This is a genomic window from Bartonella eidoli, from assembly GCF_036576145.1.
Taxonomy (GTDB): Bacteria; Pseudomonadota; Alphaproteobacteria; order Rhizobiales; family Rhizobiaceae; genus Bartonella.
In genome coordinates, this window is record NZ_JBAFWX010000006.1 from 29,009 (window position 1) to 48,937 (window position 19,929).

19 protein-coding genes are annotated in these 19,929 nt (G+C 36.5%); 15 read left to right on the top strand and 4 right to left on the bottom strand.

Annotation, left to right across the window (positions count from 1 at the left end; all coding sequences use genetic code 11):
* The first annotated feature begins 90 nt into the window (after positions 1-90).
* The 10 genes from V5N68_RS04945 to panB all read left to right on the top strand — a co-directional run bounded on the left by V5N68_RS04945 (position 91) and on the right by panB (position 8,948).
* The gene (locus V5N68_RS04945) at positions 91-2,316 is read left to right on the top strand and encodes a RelA/SpoT family protein (protein ID WP_332066079.1); all 2,226 of its coding nucleotides are present in this window, start codon (positions 91-93) and stop codon (positions 2,314-2,316) included.
* Positions 2,317-2,331: 15 nt separating this feature from the next.
* Complete coding sequence (gene pyrE / locus V5N68_RS04950) at positions 2,332-2,910, top strand: orotate phosphoribosyltransferase (protein ID WP_332066080.1); 579 nt, start codon at positions 2,332-2,334, stop codon at positions 2,908-2,910.
* A 107-nt stretch (positions 2,911-3,017) separates the two neighbouring features.
* Positions 3,018-3,620 (top strand): DUF2062 domain-containing protein, encoded by a 603-nt coding sequence (locus tag V5N68_RS04955; protein WP_332066081.1) that lies wholly within the window; start codon positions 3,018-3,020, stop codon positions 3,618-3,620.
* Positions 3,617-4,018: a holo-ACP synthase gene (acpS, locus tag V5N68_RS04960; protein ID WP_332066082.1), complete on the top strand. Its 402-nt coding sequence runs from the start codon at positions 3,617-3,619 to the stop codon at positions 4,016-4,018. Before V5N68_RS04955 ends, acpS begins: the two co-directional genes overlap by 4 nt.
* 79 nt (positions 4,019-4,097) lie before the next feature.
* Positions 4,098-4,910 carry a signal peptidase I gene (gene lepB / locus V5N68_RS04965; protein WP_332066083.1) on the top strand — a complete coding sequence of 271 codons (813 nt, stop codon included), beginning with the start codon at positions 4,098-4,100 and terminating at the stop codon, positions 4,908-4,910.
* Positions 4,891-5,598 carry a ribonuclease III gene (rnc, locus tag V5N68_RS04970; RefSeq protein WP_332066084.1) on the top strand — a complete coding sequence of 236 codons (708 nt, stop codon included), beginning with the start codon at positions 4,891-4,893 and terminating at the stop codon, positions 5,596-5,598. Before lepB ends, rnc begins: the two co-directional genes overlap by 20 nt.
* Complete coding sequence (gene era / locus V5N68_RS04975) at positions 5,591-6,505, top strand: GTPase Era (protein ID WP_332066085.1); 915 nt, start codon at positions 5,591-5,593, stop codon at positions 6,503-6,505. Before rnc ends, era begins: the two co-directional genes overlap by 8 nt.
* Entirely contained in the window at positions 6,502-7,233 is a 732-nt protein-coding gene (gene recO / locus V5N68_RS04980) for a DNA repair protein RecO (protein ID WP_332066086.1), read from the top strand. The genes era and recO overlap by 4 nt, the downstream gene beginning before the upstream one ends.
* Before the next feature lie 41 nt (positions 7,234-7,274).
* On the top strand, positions 7,275-8,120 hold the full coding sequence (gene panC / locus V5N68_RS04985) for a pantoate--beta-alanine ligase (RefSeq protein WP_332066087.1): 846 nt from the start codon (positions 7,275-7,277) through the stop codon (positions 8,118-8,120).
* A 12-nt stretch (positions 8,121-8,132) separates the two neighbouring features.
* Positions 8,133-8,948, top strand: a complete 816-nt coding sequence (gene panB, locus V5N68_RS04990) for a 3-methyl-2-oxobutanoate hydroxymethyltransferase (protein WP_332066088.1) — start codon at positions 8,133-8,135, stop codon at positions 8,946-8,948.
* A gap of 341 nt (positions 8,949-9,289) precedes the next feature.
* Here panB and V5N68_RS04995 read toward each other — a convergent pair whose 3' ends face one another.
* Entirely contained in the window at positions 9,290-9,913 is a 624-nt protein-coding gene (locus tag V5N68_RS04995) for a YfbR-like 5'-deoxynucleotidase (RefSeq protein ID WP_332066089.1), read from the bottom strand.
* Positions 9,913-10,779 (bottom strand): CAF17-like 4Fe-4S cluster assembly/insertion protein YgfZ, encoded by an 867-nt coding sequence (gene ygfZ / locus V5N68_RS05000; RefSeq protein ID WP_332066090.1) that lies wholly within the window; start codon positions 10,777-10,779, stop codon positions 9,913-9,915. Before ygfZ ends, V5N68_RS04995 begins: the two co-directional genes overlap by 1 nt.
* Positions 10,780-10,843: 64 nt before the next feature.
* Between ygfZ and V5N68_RS05005 the strand changes: the two genes are divergently transcribed.
* Positions 10,844-12,172: a dihydroorotase gene (locus V5N68_RS05005; protein ID WP_332066091.1), complete on the top strand. Its 1,329-nt coding sequence runs from the start codon at positions 10,844-10,846 to the stop codon at positions 12,170-12,172.
* A 172-nt stretch (positions 12,173-12,344) separates the two neighbouring features.
* Here the strand turns inward: V5N68_RS05005 and V5N68_RS05010 are convergent, their stop codons facing one another.
* The gene (locus V5N68_RS05010) at positions 12,345-12,719 is read right to left on the bottom strand and encodes a TIGR02301 family protein (protein WP_442879694.1); all 375 of its coding nucleotides are present in this window, start codon (positions 12,717-12,719) and stop codon (positions 12,345-12,347) included.
* Positions 12,720-13,245: 526 nt separating this feature from the next.
* On the opposite strand from V5N68_RS05010, the gene cysS reads away from it, so the two are divergent.
* From cysS to pssA, 4 genes are all read left to right on the top strand, one after another.
* Positions 13,246-14,754: a cysteine--tRNA ligase gene (gene cysS, locus V5N68_RS05015; protein ID WP_332066092.1), complete on the top strand. Its 1,509-nt coding sequence runs from the start codon at positions 13,246-13,248 to the stop codon at positions 14,752-14,754.
* Between the two features lie 810 nt (positions 14,755-15,564).
* Positions 15,565-17,448, top strand: a complete 1,884-nt coding sequence (locus tag V5N68_RS05020) for an ABCB family ABC transporter ATP-binding protein/permease (RefSeq protein WP_332066093.1) — start codon at positions 15,565-15,567, stop codon at positions 17,446-17,448.
* Between the two features lie 113 nt (positions 17,449-17,561).
* Positions 17,562-18,260, top strand: a complete 699-nt coding sequence (locus tag V5N68_RS05025) for a phosphatidylserine decarboxylase (protein WP_332066094.1) — start codon at positions 17,562-17,564, stop codon at positions 18,258-18,260.
* Between the two features lie 8 nt (positions 18,261-18,268).
* Positions 18,269-19,108, top strand: a complete 840-nt coding sequence (pssA, locus tag V5N68_RS05030; RefSeq protein ID WP_332066095.1) for a CDP-diacylglycerol--serine O-phosphatidyltransferase — start codon at positions 18,269-18,271, stop codon at positions 19,106-19,108.
* 68 nt (positions 19,109-19,176) lie between these two features.
* On the opposite strand, the gene V5N68_RS05035 is transcribed toward pssA, so the two are convergent.
* Positions 19,177-19,929 carry an SDR family NAD(P)-dependent oxidoreductase gene (locus V5N68_RS05035; RefSeq protein ID WP_332066096.1) on the bottom strand — a complete coding sequence of 251 codons (753 nt, stop codon included), beginning with the start codon at positions 19,927-19,929 and terminating at the stop codon, positions 19,177-19,179.

Genomic DNA, 19,929 nt, shown 5'->3' on the forward strand with positions numbered 1-19,929 from the left:
GGTGCGGAGCTGTTGCTTTTTGTGCTTAACGGTGGTGAGAGATCAATGTGCAATAGAGTTGGGGTTTGGTAGTATAAGGGATATGCTGATATGATGCGTCAGTGTGAACTTGTCGAGCGTGTTCAGCGTTACAAGTCTGACGTAGATAGGGATTTATTAAGTAAGGCTTATGATTATGCGATGCGAAAGCATGCTCATCAGAAGCGTGCTTCAGGAGATCTTTACTTTTCCCATCCTTTGGAGGTAGCCGCTATTTTAACAGATATGCGGTTAGATGAGGCGACAATTGCTGTTGCTCTTCTGCATGATACGATTGAAGATACAAGTGCTACACGGGTAGAAATTGACCATCTTTTTGGGTCTGAAATTGGGAAATTGGTTGAAGGGCTTACAAAGCTTAATAAGCTTGATTTTGTATCGAAAAAAGCAGTACAGGCAGAGAATCTTCGTAAGCTTTTAATTGCGATTTCTGATGATGTTCGTGTTCTTTTAGTCAAACTTGCAGATCGTCTTCACAATATGCGTACTCTCGCGGTTATGCGTGATGATAAACGTCGTCGAATCGCTGAGGAAACAATGGATATTTATGCGCCACTTGCTGGTCGTATGGGTATGCAGGATATGCGTGAAGAATTAGAAGATCTATCTTTTTTCTATTTAAATCCAGAAGGTTATCGTGCTATTACGAATCGACTTTCTGAATTATCAAAGCGCAATCGTGATTTACTTTCTACGATTGAAAATGAATTGACAAAACTTTTTCTTCAACATGATATTAAAGCTCACGTTAAAAGTCGCCAAAAAAAATCATATTCAGTTTTTCGTAAAATGGAAAGTAAGGCGTTATCTTTTGAACAATTATCTGATATCTTTGGATTTCGTGTGATTGTTGAAACAGTAGATGACTGTTATCGTGTTCTTGGTGTCATTCATACTACATGGCCGATGGTTCCTGGTCGTTTTAAAGATTATATTTCTATCCCAAAACAAAATGGTTACCGTTCCATTCATACAACAATTGTAGGTCCTTCAGGACAACGCGTTGAGCTACAGATTAGAACTGCTGCTATGGATGAAGTTTCTGAATACGGTGTTGCTGCACATTCTATTTATAAAGATCGCGGTTCTAATTATTCAACTTTGAAGCTATCAAATGAAACTGATGCGTATGCTTGGTTGCGTCAGACAATTCAATCTTTGGCAGATGGGGATAATCCTGAAGAATTTTTAGAGCATACAAAGCTTGAGCTTTTTCAAGATCAAGTTTTTTGTTTTACACCCAAAGGTCGGCTAATTGCTTTCCCTAAAGGAGCTACCCCTATTGATTTTGCTTATGCGGTTCATACAGATATTGGAAATTCTTGTGTGGGAGTAAAAATTAATGGTCGCATTATGCCTTTAGTAACCAAATTAAAAAATGGTGATGAAGTTGATATTATACGCTCTCAAGCTCAGATTCCGCCAGCTGCGTGGGAGTTATTGGTTGTAACTGGAAAGGCTCGTTCAGCTATTCGTAAAGCAAGCCGTACAGAAGTGCGTAAGCAATATTCTGGTTTGGGATATCGTATCCTTGAACGTTCGTTTGAATATATAGGAAAGCAGTTTTCAAAAGATATTCTTGAACAAGTTTTGCCACGTTTGGCACGTAAAGATGTAGAAGACGTGTTGGCGGCTGTTGGTCGTGGTGAGCTGCCTTCAGCAGATGTAATTAGAGCTATTGATCCTGAATATCAAGATCATCGCGTGGTACATAAATTATCTTTTGAAGTTAAAGAAAGCTGGGTGAATATTGAAGATTCTCAAGGTATGACTTTTAAAACTCCAGAAAATGAAAAAAATGCAATTTCAAATAGCAAACAGCAATATAAAGCAATACCTATTAGAGGAATTCGAGGAGATGTTTCAGTGCGATTTTCTCCTGAAGGGACTGTTCCAGGAGATCGAATTGTTGGTATTATGCAACCAGGAGAAGGGATTGTTATTTATCCGATACAGTCTTCAGCTTTGATGGCGTATGATGATCAGCCAGAAAGGTGGGTTGATGTGCGCTGGGATAGTGACGCTCAAATGAATGAACGTTTTCCTGCGCGGATAAATGTTTTGGCTATTAATAGTCCTGGTTCACTGGCTAAAATTACTCAGATCATTTCAGTAAATGATGCCAATATTCAAAATTTATCTTTTATATGTACTGCACCGGATTTTACAGAAATTATAATTGATTTGGAAGTTTGGGATTTAAAACATTTGAATTGTATTTTTTCTCAGCTAAAAGAAGTAGATTCGGTTAGTGCAGTGTGTAGGGTTTATGGGTAGATTGAGAGTTTTGCAATGAATACACAAGATGTAATTGATATTTTTAAAAAAGCGGATGCTATTATGAAAGGGCACTTTATTTTGACGTCAGGTCGCCATAGTGCTGCTTATATACAAAAAGCGAAAGTATTTATGCATGCTGACTTGACAGAAAAGTTATGTCGTGGATTGGCTGAAAAAATTAAGAAATGTGTTATGGGCAAAATTGATTACGTTATTGGTCCTGCAGTTGGCGGTCTTATCCCATCGTACGAAACTTCACGTCATCTTGGTGTTCCTTCTCTTTGGGTGGAACGTGTAAATGGTGTATTTCAATTACGCCGTTTTAAAATTGAGAAAGGTGCGCAGGTTGTGGTGGTTGAGGATATTGTGACGACAGGCCTTTCAATTCGTGAGACAATCGAGGCTTTAACCGCAGTAGAAGCGAATGTAGTAGCAAGTGCGTGTATTCTGGATCGTTCTAACGGCAAGGTTGATGTTGGAGTTCCATTGATTGCACTTGCTGAATATGAGATAGCATCTTATGCTAGTGATGCGCTTCCTGCCGAGCTTGCTATGATCCCAGCGATTAAGCCGGGAAGTCGAAATATTTGAAATTCTTAATTAACTTTATAATTGTCTGTTTTAATGCCAGAACTCGGTATGATTAATGTGAATTACACGAATTATTTTGTTTTTATAAGGTGTGTATTGAGAATTATATGCTTTTTCGTCGTTTAAAATCAGTAGGTTTTATAAATCGTATGCAACTTTTGTTGTGGCCACGTTGTTCATTTTCTCGCTCATTTTGTTATATGCGTAAGCGTATTTTACGGATATCAGCAACGCCGCATAAAGTGGCGTTGGGTTTTGCTATCGGAATTTTTTTAGCTTGTTCTCCTCTCCTTGGGGTACATATGATTTTGGCGGTATTTTTTTCTTGGGTATTAAGAGGAAATTTTGCGGCAGCAATTCTTGGGACTATTTTTTCTAATCCACTTACGTTTTTACTTATTGTTATGGTAGATTATAAAATAGGCTATTTATGTTTATCTTTCTTTAGTAATGTGGATGAAATTTCTCTTTCGCAAATTCGTGCTCTCTTTAGTAGTTTAACATTTTCAAATATGCCTTTGCTTTTTAGGGATACGTGGAACTCAATTATGAGGCCAATGATTGTAGGAGGCGTTATTTTAGGTGCTATTTTAAGCAGTTTATCTTATATAGGTGTTTATAGGGCAATAGCTCGTTTTCAACAAAAACGACGACAAAAAATTATGAAAAAAAGACATTTACAACAAGAAAGTTCAGGTCATATCTTATGATTGTGGGTATTGGGAACGATCTAATTGATGTAAGACGCATTGAAAAAATGTTAATTCGTCATGGTGATCGATTTGTTCGGCGTGTTTTTACGGACGTTGAACGGAGTGAATCTGAAAATCTCAAAAAAAAATCGTCTTTTTACGCTAAAAGATTTGCCGCTAAAGAAGCATGTGCTAAGGCTTTAGGCACAGGAATCGCCCGTGGTATAAATTGGAGAGACATAGGGGTGGTTAATTTACCTTCTGGGAAACCAATTATGAAATTAACAAATTGTGCACAAATTCAATTACAAAAATTGTTACCTCCTCATCATTATTCTGTTATCCATCTCAGTTTAACGGATGATTTTCCTTGGGCGCAGGCATTTATTGTTATTGAAGCACTTCCACATGGATAAATATTATGGGAGAATGCATTCCTATATTAAAATATTATGATGAGAAGCTGGTTGTATCTATGATAGAAGGTAGTCTGTAATGATTCAAAAAGAAGAAATACATAAGCAGGAAAAAAAAGGTGGAATTCTTGAATTTTTTTTCGTCTTGATACAGGCTTTGTTTTTGGCTGCACTTATTCGCACGCTTTTTTTTCAGCCTTTTAGTATCCCTTCTGGCTCAATGCGCCCTACTTTGTTAGTAGGGGATTATCTATTTGTTTCTAAGTACTCATACGGATATTCTCATTTTTCCATACCATTTTCTCCTCCTATCTTTTCTGGGCGTATTTGGTCATCTCAACCTCAGCGTGGAGATGTTGTAGTTTTTCGTTTGCCGAGTAATCCAGAGATTGATTATATAAAGCGTGTTATTGGTTTACCAGGAGATCGTATTCAAGTTCGTCAAGGTGTTTTATATATTAATGATGAAGCTGTACCGCGTCGCTTTATGGGACAGGTTGATAACCCTGATATAACAGAAGTTAATCGACCTGTTGATGTTTATCGTGAGATAATGCCTAATGGTGTTAGTTATGATACACTTGATTTAGGCTTTTTTCCACAAGTTGATGAGACAAAAGTTTTTGAAGTTCCTCTAGGACATTATTTTATGATGGGTGATAATCGCGATAATTCAGATGATAGCCGTTTGGATGTGGGTTATGTTCCAGAAGAAAATCTTATTGGTCGTGCAAGCTTAATTTTTTTCTCTATCAGTAATGGTTCAAGTGCTTGGCAGCTTTGGCGTTGGCCATTTGATGTACGTTGGAATCGCTTATTTTCTTTTATTAATACTGTTCACGATTTACCGCTTAATAAGCAGGAGATCATCGATGAATCGTTCAATCATTGATCAGCTTGAAAAACTGACTGAGCATCATTTTAAGGATGAAGATAGATTAAAAAGAGCATTAACGCATTCTAGTGTGCAAGACTTTGAGCAGGGAAATTATGAACGGTTGGAATTTTTAGGGGATCGAGTTCTTGGGCTTTTGGTTGCAGAAATGCTATATAAAATTTTCCCTGAAGCAAGTGAAGGTGAACTATCGGTGCGTTTAAATGGGTTGGTAAATGCACAGACATGTGCTGATATAGCCTTAGAAATGGGTTTACCTGATATGATTCAAGTTGGCTTCGAAGTAAAGAATTTAGAAGGGCGTCGACTTACGAATATGCACGCTGATGTAGTTGAAGCCTTGATTGCTGTGATGTATCTTGATGGAGGGGTGGAGAGCGTTAAGCCCTTTATTCAAAAATATTGGCAAGGTAGAGCAAAAAAGACAGAAGCTGGTCGTCGTGATGCTAAGACAGAGCTGCAGGAGTGGGCTCACGTACAAGGTAGTGCACAACCGTATTATCAAGTTATAAATCGTTATGGCCCAGATCATGACCCTGTTTTTATGGTAGAGGTTAGTATTTCTGGTTTTGCGTCAGAGGTTGGGCAGGGTAGTTCTAAGCGGTATGCTGAAAGAATGGCAGCTGAGAAAGTTTTACGACGAGAAGGTGTATGGGAAACTACAGGGGAAAGTGGTAATGGATGATGTTATCAAGACACGCTCTGGGTTTGTTGCGCTCATTGGGATGCCTAATGCTGGAAAGTCGACGTTAGTTAATCAGTTGGTTGGAGCAAAGGTCTCAATTGTAACACATAAGGTACAGACAACACGCACTTTGATTCGTGGGATTGTCATTCATAATAATACGCAAATTATTTTAATTGATACACCAGGTGTTTTTCGTCCCCATAAACAGTTAGAGCGTGCTATGGTATCTGCAGCTTGGGGTGGGGCTAAGAATGCTGATGTTCTTTTGGTTTTGGTTGATGCTCAGCGTGGTCTTTCTGATGAGATTTATACGATGTTGGATATTATAAAAAATATCAAGCATGATAAAATCCTCGTGCTTAATAAAATTGATGCAGTAGCTAAATCATCTCTTTTGGCAATAACCGCTAAAATTAATGAGCGGGTACATTTTTTGCAAACATTTATGATTTCTGCTTTAAACGGATCTGGTTGTAAGGATTTACTTTATGCGTTAAGTGCAATGATGCGGGATGGTCCATGGTACTATCCGGAAGATCAAATTTCAGATATGCCTATGCGCCAGCTTGCTGCTGAAATTACACGCGAAAAACTTTTTCTTCGTCTTCATGATGAACTCCCTTATTCTTCAACGGTTGAAACAGAAAATTGGGAAGAACGCCCAGATGGTTCGGTTAAAATTAATCAAGTTATATATGTAGAGCGTTGTAGTCAGAAAAAAATTGTTTTAGGAGCAAAGGGTAACACAATTAAAACAATTGGTCAGGAAGCGCGTAAAGAACTAATGGAAATGATGGGCCAGAAGATACATCTTTTTTTATTCGTTAAAGTACGTGATAATTGGGATTCTGATCCAGAACGTTATCGCGAAATCGGGTTAGATTTTTCACATAAAACAAAATGAAATGGAAAGAACAGGCTATTATTCTTGGTACACGCCAACATGGTGAAACGAGTGTTGTTCTTGAAATCATGACTCGTCAACATGGCCGTTATATGGGCATGGTAAAAGGAGGGCGCTCGCGTCGTATGGCGGCTCTTCTTCAGCCTGGGAATTATGTTGAAGTTGAGTGGTGGGCTCGTTTAGATGAACATTTGGGGCTTTTTAGGGTTGAAGCGCTTGATTTGCACGCTGCACGATTAATTCTCATTCCAGAGGCACTTTATACTTTGCAATTGCTAGCGTTTCATTTACGTTTACTTCCTGAGCGTGATCCACATCCTATTTTATACGATATTTTGCATCTTTTTACACAGAATTTTAATGAGCCGTTTGAAAATGCGGTATTACTTGTGCGTTTTGAAATGCGGCTTCTTGAAGAACTTGGCTTTGGCCTTGATTTATCTCGTTGTGCTGCGACAGGTAGTCAGGATAAGCTTTATTATGTGTCACCAAAGTCAGGGCGGGCTGTATGTGAGGAAGCTGGGCGCCCTTGGAAAAAAAAGCTTTTGGTTTTGCCGCAATTTCTTGTGCAAAAAAGTGATTATCATATTGATTTTAATGATATAATGAACGGTTTTCTTTTAACAGGTTTTTTTTTGATGCGTTATGTTTGGGAGCCACGTAATATAAAGCAACCATCGGTGCGTATTAATTTGATGCAACTATTTGAACGACGATTTTGTATGTAAAAACCCAATGTAGGTTTAACTGAAATAAACAGAATGTAAAAATGAAAGTTTTAAAAACAATTACGGAAGTGCGTCAGTATATTGCAAAAGAACGATGTTCGGGATACTCGATTGGTTTTGTACCAACTATGGGAGCATTGCATGATGGTCATCTCGCTTTAGTACAAAAAGCGAGGGAAATGTGTGATCGAATATTGGTTTCTATTTTTGTTAATCCGAAGCAATTTGGCCCTCATGAAGATTTTAATAAATATCCCAGAAATTTGATAGGAGATTGTGCCTTATTGAAAGAGGCAGGTGTTGAATATGTTTTTGCACCTTCTACAGAGGAAATATGGCCATCAGGAAATGAGACAATTGTGAAAGTAGAAAAATTGTCACGTACTTTAATGGGAAGATTACGGCCAGGTCATTTTTGTGGTGTAACCAGTGTCGTTGCTAAGCTTTTTAATATTGTTCAGCCAGATAGGGCTTTTTTTGGGGAAAAGGATTTTCAACAGCTTTTAATTATTCGCCGTATGGTGAAAGATCTAGCTTTTCCTATTGAAGTCATTGGAGTGCCCATTTTACGTGAAGCAGATGGTGTAGCGAGCTCTTCACGCAATCAGTTTTTAACATTAGAAGATCGTAAAGCTGCTAGAATTATTTTTGAAAGTGGTAAGGCTGCTGAAAAACTTTATTGTCAAGGGGAGCGGTCGGTTGATAAATTATGCAAGATTGTTCGTGATATCTTAAGACAAGAAACACGAGCGATTATTGAATCCGTAGATTTACGAGATGTAAAAACTTTATGTGTGGTCAAAGGAAAACTGACTCAACCTGCAGTTTTGTTATTAACTGTACGCTTTGGTGAAGTTCGACTTATTGATCAATATATATTGCAATAAGAAAGGTTGAGGATGAGTGTTCATGAAACTATAAAGCGTACTACTGCTTCTGAAATACGATTAAGAAAAGGACAGGAACCGATCGTTTCTTTAACAGCATACCATGCTTATACTGCACGGATTGCTGATCCATATTGCGATTTACTTTTGGTTGGCGATAGCGTTGGTATGGTTGCTTATGGGTTTGATACAACACTTCCTGTTAATTTAGATATGATGATTTTGCATGGGAAGGCAGTTATGCGTGGATCTCAGAAGGCACTTGTCGTTGTTGATATGCCTTTTGGTTCTTATGAAGAAAGTCCAGAAAAAGCTTTTTCTAATGCGTCGCGAATTTTAGTCGAAACTGGATGTGGTGCAGTTAAACTCGAAGGAGGGACTTATATAGCAAAAACAGTTGATTTTTTATGTAGACGCGGTATCCCAGTTTTGGGACATATTGGTCTCACTCCACAGGCAGTGAATTGTTTTGGTGGTTTCAAAATACAAGGGCGAAAGGAAAATGATTGGCAAAAGATTGAAAATGATGGGATAGCGCTTGAAGAAGCAGGTGCTTTTGCTGTTGTTGTAGAAGGGATTGTAGAACCTTTAGCAGTAAGAATTACAGAAAAGCTTTCTATTCCAACTATTGGTATTGGTGCGTCTAATAAGTGTGATGGACAAGTATTGGTTATGGAAGATATGCTGGGTTATGGCACCTATGTACCTAAATTCGTACGCCGTTATGGTGCTCTTGAACAAGCTGCACATGCAGCTATCAAGAATTATGCTAATGATGTTAAATCACGTTCTTTTCCAGCAGATGCAGAAACTTATAAGCTTAAATAAAATTTAGTAAACATACAATGTAATAAAAAAAAGATAATGTTCATTACTCAGTCATGTTAATTTGGTATATTCTTTTGTAGAAATTTTTTAGACTATTTAAAATAGCAAGCTATAAATAATACTTTTTCAATTATGAGATGTGCCTTTATATTCTAAGTTATAACTTCTTGTAAAAGGAATGGTTGCTAAATATCAATATCTTACGATTTCTATTTTTAAATATATATTTGCTGTATTTTTTATGACTATGTTTAAATAGGTATAAATGATAAAAAGCATATAAAATTCAAATATATTTATTATTTTGGGGTGCAATGATAAATAGTAGGCAATGAGGGAAGTTAGTATGATCTTTCAGCATCAAGATCATAAAATCGGTTTAAAAAATCGTTTTCAATTTGCTGTGTAGAATGTGGTTTCAGATTAAGCTGATCAAATGAAGTACTACTAGAAGGACCAAAATAACGGAGAGCTTCTTCTGGATTAAAACCAGCAAGGGCGATAGATTCATGGAATGCAGCAATGCGATCGGCCTGTTTTATTTTTTTTAAAATTTTTTGAGAAGGGTTAATCGGTAAAGAAAAACGTATATGTATAGCATCTTGTATGCGCTTTTCAATAAGCTTATACTTTTTTCCTATGACAGCTTTAAAAGGCGAAATCATATCACCAATAACGTATTCTGGTGCATCATGGAGGAGAGCATAAAGGCATTCATTGTTGTTCGGCGATTGCGGAAAAAGTTTTTGAAATATTTGTTCTACCAAAAGTGAGTGCTGAGCGACAGAATAAGCATATTTTCCTACAGTTTGGCCATTCCAACGTGCAACGCGGGCAAGTCCATGGGCAATATCTTTAATTTCTATATCAAAAGGTGAGGGGTTTAATAGATCAAGTCGCCGGCCAGAAAGCATTCTTTGCCAAGCGCGTACTTCTCCATTTTGTGATAATTCAGTTTTAGCCATTAGTTATTTTCTGCAGTAGTTTCAGGAAAGGTAAAATTCATATTTTCAGTAATGCTTATTGTGACAGGAGTATTCCCTACTGTAAATGTGATATCGTTATCCATCGCATCTTTCACATGATCAATACGCATGAGAGCTAAAGCTTCATTTTCAACACACGTTCCTAATTTCCCAAGTACTTTTGATCCTGCTTGAATATTAAATTCTGGATTTAATATATCTTCCCCCTTTACTATCAAAACACGGCGACGTGCTGCACGACGGTGATGCATCCGTGAAACAACTTCTTGTCCAATATAGCACCCTTTGTTAAATACTAATCCATTAATTTGGTCATAATTAATATCGTGAGGGAATACTTTGCCTATTTCATAGTCTTGATCACTTTCTACAATTGCATAACGGATACGCAGCCGATTCCAATTGTCATTATGTTCAGGAGCAAAAAAAGGTATTTCTCCGTATGATCGTAATATTTTTTCTTTTTGTGGAAATCGCTTATCAATAAAAACTAAATTATCATTGAAGATACTTGTTTCATTGTGCCAAGAAATCGTTATGATTTCTTTTAGTGGTTGTGTAATTTCTACGTTTTTATGTAATTTATAGAGAAGAAGGCGCTTTTGTAGGCTATCTGCCAAAGAAGAGGTGATATCAATTAGATAGCCATCATTTATTTTACTTATTAAAAAGTCAAAAATAACTTTTCCTTGTGGGGATAAGAGAGCTCCAGGAAAAGTTTCTTGTGGTGCAATTTTTTTTACATCTGTGGTTATAAGGCCTTGTAAGAAATGTGTTGCATCTTCACCTGTAACTTTAATCATTTTACGATTTTTTAAGCAAATAGCATTTTGTTTTTCATTCATAGTTATTGCCTTTCTGCTCAAAGTTACATAATCGGTAAAAAGGAGATATGTAAGGAGCACGGTTATGTTTAAAACATTTGATACAATTTTAAAAGGCGCAATACTTGTGAATCATGATGGAAGTAGCAAGCGTGATGTTGCTATCATGAATGGTCGTATTGCTGAAATTGGTGATCTTACATGTGCATCTGCAGGTGAAGTGATTGATTGTACAGGGCTTCATATTTTGCCTGGTATTATTGATAGTCAAGTTCATTTTCGTGAGCCAGGTCATGAACATAAGGAAGATTTGGAAAGTGGTTCATATTCTGCGGTTTTAGGGGGTGTTACAGCAGTATTTGAAATGCCTAACACGAATCCACTGACTACATCAGAAGAAACATTGACTGATAAAGTTAAACGGGGATTTCATCGGATGCATTGTGATTTTGCATTTTGGGTTGGAGGAACGCGTGAAAATATACACAAACTGGCTGAGTTAGAAAAGCTTCCTGGCGTTGCAGGGATTAAAGTCTTCATGGGATCTTCTACTGGTGATCTTTTGGTGGATGATGATGAAAGTGTCCGTCTTATTTTGCAGAATACACGCCGTCGTGTTGCTTTTCACTCTGAAGATGAAGCAAGACTTAATGAACGTAAAATATTGCGTGTTGAAGGGGATGTATCATCACATCCAGTTTGGCGTGATGAAGTTACAGCATTAAAATGTACACAGCGTTTGGTTAAAATAGCGCATGAAACGAAGGCACGCATTCATGTTTTGCATCTTTCTACAGCGCAAGAAGTTGATTTTTTAAAAAATTATAAGGATATAGCAACGATTGAAGTTACTCACCATCATTTGACTTTTACTTCTGATGATTACCAGCGTTGTGGTACGTTGATTCAGATGAATCCACCTATCCGTGAAAGCTGCCACCGAGAAGCTCTTTGGTATGGTGTTCAGCAAGGTATTATTGATGTTTTAGGCTCTGATCATGCCCCTCATACCTTAGAAGAAAAGCATAAGCCTTACTTTTTTTCACCTTCAGGGATGACAGGTGTGCAAACAACAGCAGCAATTATGTTAACACATGTAAACGCAGGAAAATTGTCTCTTGAACGTTTTGTTGACCTTACTTCGCATGGTCCTAGTCGGATTTTTGGTATAAGTCGTAAAGGACGTATTGCTGTAGGATATGATGCTGATTTAACTATTGTTGATCTTAAGCGGGAAGGTGTTATTACAAATGCATTGGTTGGCTCACGTGCAGGTTGGACACCGTATAATGGTAAAAAGGTTAAAGGATGGCCTGTAGGGACTATTATTCGTGGTATGCGGGTTATGTGGGAAGGTGAAGTTGTTACACCTTCACAGGGTGAGCCTATTAAGTTTATAGAATCTTTAGCGTAACCTGCATGAAAATGTCTCATTTAAAAATGATTTTGTGAGAAAGAAGAGGCTATAGCTCTATCATATATGAATATAGGCTATTTTGTTTCTTATTCTTTAATAACTGGAGTAAGTTAAGTGAGATTTTCATGATTAGCTCATTCAGGATGTAATATTTTTAATAGGCTATAGGCTAATTGTTAAAATGTATGAGAAGGTTTTCGGATAATGATTTGCCTTCTTTAATATACTCTTTCTTTGCTTCAATTGCTGATTGTGTACAATAATGATAATTTTCTGAAAAAGCACGATAAGTGCCGTTAAACGCTTCATAAAAATAAGCACGTCTTTGTGGCGTTGGTTTTTCTGCTTCAATTAATTTAATCATATAATCGTACCATCGGCTTGTTGGAGCATTGCAAAGGTTTTGTAAAAAGTGCAAGGAACCTAAAATTTCTGCCAATCGTAATAACTTTGTATCGTATGGTGGGTATTGCTGTGCAAAAGTTGGTGTTGAAGTTAAGAAAAATATTAAGATATTGATTTTCATTATTTTATGATACAGCATTTTATTGCTTTCTTTGATTTTAGTAAATTTTATGAGATTGGTTATTCTTGATAAAGTAATTTTACTATTGAGCATAGTTAATAAAGAGTATGACAAAAAAGGCTTACGTATTAGTGATTAAAATAGCGAATATATTACAAAATTTAGAGCATAAGGGGCAGGACAAAAGTTATAAATGGGAGAATTTTTGTTCAGCATTGTTGAATTGAAAATTTCAAATTTTTTGCATGTCGTTCATTTTGTGCATAAATTTACGTTGCATTTTAGTATTGAAGATTCCTTTCTTAACTAATTCTGTCGTTTTGAAAAAGGAATATGGAGCTTTTACTAATGAAATTTTTTATTCAATAAAGAAAATAGAATTTTTTTGTAAAATAGGGGAATAAATACAACATCGATAAAATTGAAATGGTTATGAAAATTTACAAAGATATATAGATTTTTAATCTCAACCCATATAATCCGACAGTTTTAGATGATCTTTACTTAGAAAAGTAGCGAATAATATCGCTAATGGAGTATAACTATGAAAGAGCTGCGATTTTATAATACGCTTACACGCAAAAAGGAAAGCTTTATACCAATAGATACTACAAAGGTACGTCTTTATGTGTGTGGCCCAACATTATATGATTATGCTCACATAGGCAATGCACGCCCTATAATTGTATTTGATGTTTTGTTTCGCTTATTACGTCATGTTTATGGAGATGATCATGTTATATATGTCCGCAATATTACGGATGTAGATGATAAAATTAATGCGCGAGCAGCTTATGAATATCCAGAATTATCTCTTAATGATGCTATTCGTAAATTAACTGAACGTACATATTCTCAATTTCAAAAAGATACAATAGCGCTTGGTTGTTTATTGCCAAGCAGTCAACCGCGTGCAACTGATCATTTAGAGGAAATGCGCTCTTTGATTGATAGATTGCTTGAAAAAGGACATGCTTATAAAGCAGAAAATCATGTATTATTTTCTGTAAGTAGTATAAAAAAGCGTCCCTATTATGGGGAGTTTGCGAAACGCTCATTAGATGAGATGAGAGCGGGTGCACGTGTTGATGTAGCTTCTTATAAAAGGGAGGAAATGGATTTTGTGTTATGGAAGCCGTCTGAAAAGGGAGAACCAGGCTGGGAATCACCAGCGGGAATTCCTGTTTTGGGTCGGCCAGGCTGGCATATTGAGTGTTCCGCAATGTCGATGGCAAAGCTATTAACTCCATATGGTGGTGGTTTGATGTTTGATAATCCAACAGCAAATATTTTTGATATTCATGGTGGTGGAATTGATTTGACTTTTCCTCATCATGAAAATGAAATTGCTCAAAGTTGTTCAGCTTTTGGGACTGAACGAATGGCAAATTTTTGGATCCATAACGGTTTTTTACAGGTGGAAGGCAAGAAAATGTCAAAAAGCCTTGGTAATTTCATCACTATTCGTTCTATTTTAGAGAGTAATTTTTTCGAATTTAATGATGACATACCAGATGAGATAAAACAAAATTGGGCTGGTTTATCTATGCGGTTTGCGATGCTACAAACTCATTATCGTGAACCGTTAAATTGGACAGCTCATCGTTTAACACAATCTAGTAGTGAGTTGTATCATTGGTATGAGTTTTTGCGTTGTAAAAAAGAGTGTTTAAAGCAGGATGAGATTTTTGATAACTCTTTTATAAAGGCATTAAGTAATGATCTTAATACTCCGAATACAATTTCTCTTTTGAGAAAATTTTATAAAGGAGGGGATGCTTTAGCTCTCCTCAATGGGATGAAATTACTTGGATTATTGCGGGAAGAGTGGATTAAAGAAGTAAAATGCCCATTATTTATAAAGAAAGCTTTATTAGATACAAAATTTATTGATCAACGGATTTTTGAAAGATTACAGCTTATCCGTAATAGAGAATGGACAGCTGCAGATGCAATTCGTGATGAACTTGAGGTTAAGGGGATATCGTTAAAAGACAGTAAAGATCCAAAAACTGGTGAGCGTATAACAGTGTGGGAAATGAAACGGTTCTAATTTTTGTATTTGATGACTTTTTAATACAGAAGAAAGCTTTAACAGAATTTGTATATATCACAAATATGTTTCGCTTAAATGAGCTGTAAGTTTTATTGTTTTCTTCTTAACTTTAAAAACCTGTAGTCTTGGTAATTTCTATTAGAATAGAAGAGATTAATTTAGTGGGTTTTTTGATGAATAATTTATGAGGAAAAATTATTTATAGCCAAAATATGAAAAGCATTTAATTGTTTGTATAAGTTATTTGTTTAGTCAAAATTTGACGATATCTTCTACATTTTTTAGTTGCCTCTCTCTCATTGCAGTAGAGAAAAATATTGATTATTTTTAGGCGCTTTATTTTCAAATATTCAGATTAAAAATTTGGGTTGGCATGAAGGGTATGAATAGGAGATAAGACGTTTAACCGTCATAATTTACATGAGTTTTTTTCTTGCTTAGAGAAAAATGGCAATCGCTTTGTTAATAAAATAAAACTGACTGCTTTAGTACAAAACAAGAAAAATTTTCACAAATATTTAAAGGAAATTTTTAAATCAACGAAGTTATTTTGAGAAAAATTGAAAGGGCGTATAAAAATGGAAATTTATTTGTGACAAATAGTACAGAATATGGGTACGAATAGTAAGTCTTATGTGAAGATTATTTCTTGTTCCTTTTTTTAAAACAGTCTAACCTGAAGCGTTGGTACTATAGACCTATAGCACGGGTTACTAAGAATGTATAAAAAGTGATCCGATCTGTGAAGGGCTATAGGGGAAGGCACAGTGGTGTCTGTTGAGTGTATGATAAAGAAGTAAGGATTTTATGAAACAGGATAAAATGATAAAAACTGTATCGTCAGATACAGGTCAGACTTTGCGCACAATTTACAACTTATGGCCTTATATGTGGCCGAAAGATCGGTATGATTTGAAAATGCGTGTTATGTGGGCGATGTTTTACCTTGTTTTAGCTAAGCTGACTCTTATATCTGTCCCGTACTTTTTTAAATATGCTACGGATACACTCGATACACGATATAATTTATTGATGTGGTCGTCATTTAGTTGGGTTGTTCCCATTATGCTTGTTTTAGCATATAATATTGCACGTATTGTTCAAGCTGGATTTGATCAGTTGCGCGATTCCCTTTTTGCTACTGTTGGTCAACATGCTATTCGTCGCTTAGCTTATAAGACTTTCGTGCATATTCATGAACTTTCTCTACGATTTCATGTCGAAAGACGAACTGGTGGGCTTTCTCGTGTGATTGAACGTGGTACGAAAGGAATTGAAGCTATTGTTAGATTTTCAATTCTTAATACTGTACCAACAGTTTTGGAATTCATGCTAACAGCATTCGTATTTTACATAAACTACGGATGGAGTTATTTTCTCGTAATTATAGCGACGGTTGGTTTATATACTTTGTTTACCGTCAAGGCGAGTGATTGGCGCATTGGCATCAGAAAAAGAATGAATACCGCAGATACAGAGGCTAATACACGTGCTGTTGATTCTCTTTTGAATTTTGAGACAGTAAAATATTTTGGGAATGAAACTTTAGAAGCGCGTCGATTTGACTCTGCCATGGCAGATTATGAAAAAGCTGCTACTAGGGTTTGGACATCATTAAGCTGGCTTAATTTTGGTCAGTCACTTATTTTAGGCATTGGAATGACTATTTTAATGTTGATGTCGACTTATGCAGTTTTTCATGAAACGCAAACATTAGGGGATTTTGTTTTTATCAATGCACTGTTAATGCAGCTTTCTATACCATTGAATTTTATTGGGTCCATTTATCGTGAAGTTAGACAAGGTTTAACTGATATTGAAGCTATGTTTGATCTGTTAGATGTTAAGCAAGAAATTGTTGATAAAACAGGTGCAAAGCCATTAGTGGTGGGGGCTGGTACCATTCGGTTTAATAAAGTACAATTTTCTTATGATTCGGCACGTCAAATTTTAAAAGATATCGATTTTGAAGTTCCTGGAGGAAAAACAGTTGCAATTGTTGGTCCATCAGGTGCAGGTAAATCCACTATTTCTCGATTACTTTTTCGGTTTTACGATGTTGATGCGGGGGTAATCACAATTGATGGACAGGATATTCGTGATGTTACTCAGAAAAGTTTGCGTGAAACTATCGGTATGGTACCACAAGATACAGTTTTATTTAACGATACGATCGCATATAATATTCGTTATGGACGCCCAAGTGCTACAGATGAAGAAATGTATCGAGCTGCTGAGATGGCACAGATATCAAAGTTTATTGAAACGCTCCCAGAAGGCTTTGAGTCTATGGTGGGGGAGCGTGGCCTTAAACTTTCAGGTGGTGAAAAACAACGCGTGGCTATTGCGAGGACATTATTAAAGGCTCCGCCTCTTCTTATTTTAGATGAAGCAACTGCAGCTCTTGATACGGCTACAGAACAAGAGATTCAGCATGCATTAGATATAGTAAGCCGTGGACGTACGACATTGATTATTGCACATCGACTTTCTACTGTTATTAATGCTGATGAAATTTTGGTTCTTAAAAATGGTCGTATCATTGAAAATGGAACGCATGATGATCTTTTATATAAGAAAGGTTTGTATGCTTCGATGTGGAATAAACAACTTGAGGCATCGCAGGTTGAAGAAAAATTACGTAGAATGCGTGAAGAAGATGAGTTAGGTGTTGTTAAGCGTAAAAAATAAACCACTTAAAATGTTCTACAACTTTAGATAGAGTAGTTAATTTATTATATAGCTAAAGAGGGGAAAAGAAAAATTTATTACCTGTTAGGTTATATCTATGAATAGGAAATTATATGAGTATTTTACAGTCTATCCATAATAGTTTTGTGCCAATTCATAAAGAAGGTTATCCTTTTATTGTAGTGTTTTTTGTTGTTTCGCTTGTCCTTGGCTTGGTATGGGGCCCGTTGTTTTGGTTTGGTCTTGTTTTAACAGTATGGTGTATATATTTTTTTCGTGATCCAGATCGTGTAATACCTCTGAACTCAGATTGGGTTATGTCTCCTGCAGATGGACGTATTTCATTTGTTGGGCCATCCACTCCACCTGAAGAATTAGGATTAGGCAATGAAGAAATGATCCGTATTTCCATATTTATGGATATTTTTTCATGTCATATAAACCGTATCCCTATGAGTGGTACAGTGGAGTCTATTGTTTATCGCCCAGGTAAATTTGCTAATGTAGAGCTTGATAAGACCAGTCAATTTAATGAACGTAATGGAGTAGTGATTAATAGCAAGCATGGTACAATTGCTGTAGTACAAATAGCAGGAATGATTGCGCGACGAATTGTTTGTTGGTCAAAAGAAAGTGATTCAGTAATGACGGGGCAACGTTTTGGATTAATTCGTTTTGGTTCTCGCCTTGATATTTATATGCCAGTAGACGTTAAACTTTATGTTGCAGTCGGTCAAACGGCAATTGCTGGAGAAACTGTTCTAGGATCCTTTAGTGATAAGAGTGCTATAACCAATTTCAGATTTGATTAGGATGAATAATGAAAAATTTTTCGCCATTTTCTTCATTTAATCCTGAAGGGCATCATGATGATATTGCAAATCGTTGGCGTTCGCCCACGTCAATGCGGTATGTTATTCCCAATATTATTACGATTTTGGCCATTTGTGCAGGAATGAGCAGTATTCGGTTGGCTTTTGAACATCGCTATGAAGCCGCTATCTTAATGGTACTTTTAGCGGCAATTTTAGATGGAGCTGATGGTCGCATCGCTCGTTTAATGGATGGTAGTTCATCTTTTGGAGCGCAGATGGATTCTCTTGCTGATGTTGTAAATTTTGGTGTTGCTCCTGCACTTATTGTTTATTCATTTATTTTGACTCAGGTTCACCACGTAGGTTGGATTGCAGCACTCGTTTATTGTGTTGCTTGTTGTCTGAGATTAGCACGTTTTAATGTGATGTTGGATAATTCTGATACACCAAAATGGCAAAGCAATTATTTTGTTGGGGTACCTGCGCCAGCAGGGGCATTATTGCTGTTATTTCCTGTTTATTTAGGCGCCCTTGGTTTAGCACCAAGTTGGAGCTGGGCATTATTTTTTAGCTTTTATACTGTGGTTATTGCTTTTCTTTTAGTCAGTCGTTTGCCTGTATGGAATGCAAAAACGATTGATCAAAGTTTGAGGCGTGATATCGTTATACCTTGCATGTTGATCATTGTTATTTACGTAGGTTTTCTCGCAACCTATACATGGTATACTTTGTTAATTACGGCTATTAGCTATATGATTTTTCTGCCTTGTAGTGTTGTTGCTTATAATAAACGGGCTGCCTTGGAAGAAAAAAAGACTAGCGTTAAAGTTATTCCAAAGTCATAAAAGCTTGATATTTTTTGTTAGAGTGACGGTTTTAGAATCATTTAAAGTGGTAGTTTTAATGGCCATAATTAATCGGGAATACGATAATTCATAAATCGATTTTTTGGAACATCGAAGAGTTTGCCAGTTTCTTTTAAATTAGGTGATAATAAATGAACTATCTTTGCTGCAACGTCTTGTGGTGAAGGTAGAGTCAGAGGGTCTTCATCAGGAACAGCCTGTGCACGCATAGCAGTACGTGTTGCTCCTGGGTTAACGCAGTTGATTTTGATCTGAGTTTTTTTTAGTTCTTCCGCCCAGCAGCGAGCTATAATTTCTAAAGCAGCTTTAGAAGCTGCATAAGATCCCCAGAATGCGCGGACACGATGAGCAACACTTGAAGATAATAAAATAACCCGTCCAGCATCTGATTGATGCAATAATGGTTCAACGGCTTTCATTAAGCGCCATTGGCTGAGAAGATTTATTTGAAAAATATTTTCAAATACTGTGTTTTCAATATGAGTTATTGGTGCAAGCGTTCCAAGAATTCCCGCATTTGCAACCATAATATCAAGTTTTTTCCAGCGTTCAGTAATAAATATACCGAGAGAATCGATATCTTCTATGTTTTTATGTAAGTCTAGAGGGACGAGTGTTACAGAAGAACCCATTTCCCGTATTTGATTATTAAGCTCAGTTAACGCTTCGGTTGTTCTTGCAAGGGCTATGATATGAGCACCACGTGCCGCGAGCTCTAGAGCTAAATGATAGCCAATTCCTCTTGAAGCACCGGTAACAAGTGCAACACGCCCATGAAGATTAAAGTCAAATTTTACCAT

Coding starts and splice junctions, on each gene's coding strand:
- V5N68_RS04995 (WP_332066089.1), bottom strand. CDS start 9,913: ATGGCTAAAACTGAATTATCACAAAATGGAGAAGTACGCGCTTGGCAA.
- panB (WP_332066088.1), top strand. CDS start 8,133: ATGAGTGTTCATGAAACTATAAAGCGTACTACTGCTTCTGAAATACGA.
- ygfZ (WP_332066090.1), bottom strand. CDS start 10,779: ATGAATGAAAAACAAAATGCTATTTGCTTAAAAAATCGTAAAATGATT.
- pyrE (WP_332066080.1), top strand. CDS start 2,332: ATGAATACACAAGATGTAATTGATATTTTTAAAAAAGCGGATGCTATT.
- era (WP_332066085.1), top strand. CDS start 5,591: ATGGATGATGTTATCAAGACACGCTCTGGGTTTGTTGCGCTCATTGGG.
- V5N68_RS05005 (WP_332066091.1), top strand. CDS start 10,844: ATGTTTAAAACATTTGATACAATTTTAAAAGGCGCAATACTTGTGAAT.
- V5N68_RS04955 (WP_332066081.1), top strand. CDS start 3,018: ATGCTTTTTCGTCGTTTAAAATCAGTAGGTTTTATAAATCGTATGCAA.
- acpS (WP_332066082.1), top strand. CDS start 3,617: ATGATTGTGGGTATTGGGAACGATCTAATTGATGTAAGACGCATTGAA.
- V5N68_RS05010 (WP_442879694.1), bottom strand. CDS start 12,719: ATGCTGTATCATAAAATAATGAAAATCAATATCTTAATATTTTTCTTA.
- V5N68_RS05035 (WP_332066096.1), bottom strand. CDS start 19,929: ATGGTAAAATTTGACTTTAATCTTCATGGGCGTGTTGCACTTGTTACC.
- V5N68_RS04945 (WP_332066079.1), top strand. CDS start 91: ATGATGCGTCAGTGTGAACTTGTCGAGCGTGTTCAGCGTTACAAGTCT.
- recO (WP_332066086.1), top strand. CDS start 6,502: ATGAAATGGAAAGAACAGGCTATTATTCTTGGTACACGCCAACATGGT.
- V5N68_RS05025 (WP_332066094.1), top strand. CDS start 17,562: ATGAGTATTTTACAGTCTATCCATAATAGTTTTGTGCCAATTCATAAA.
- pssA (WP_332066095.1), top strand. CDS start 18,269: ATGAAAAATTTTTCGCCATTTTCTTCATTTAATCCTGAAGGGCATCAT.
- V5N68_RS05020 (WP_332066093.1), top strand. CDS start 15,565: ATGAAACAGGATAAAATGATAAAAACTGTATCGTCAGATACAGGTCAG.
- panC (WP_332066087.1), top strand. CDS start 7,275: ATGAAAGTTTTAAAAACAATTACGGAAGTGCGTCAGTATATTGCAAAA.
- rnc (WP_332066084.1), top strand. CDS start 4,891: ATGAATCGTTCAATCATTGATCAGCTTGAAAAACTGACTGAGCATCAT.
- cysS (WP_332066092.1), top strand. CDS start 13,246: ATGAAAGAGCTGCGATTTTATAATACGCTTACACGCAAAAAGGAAAGC.
- lepB (WP_332066083.1), top strand. CDS start 4,098: ATGATTCAAAAAGAAGAAATACATAAGCAGGAAAAAAAAGGTGGAATT.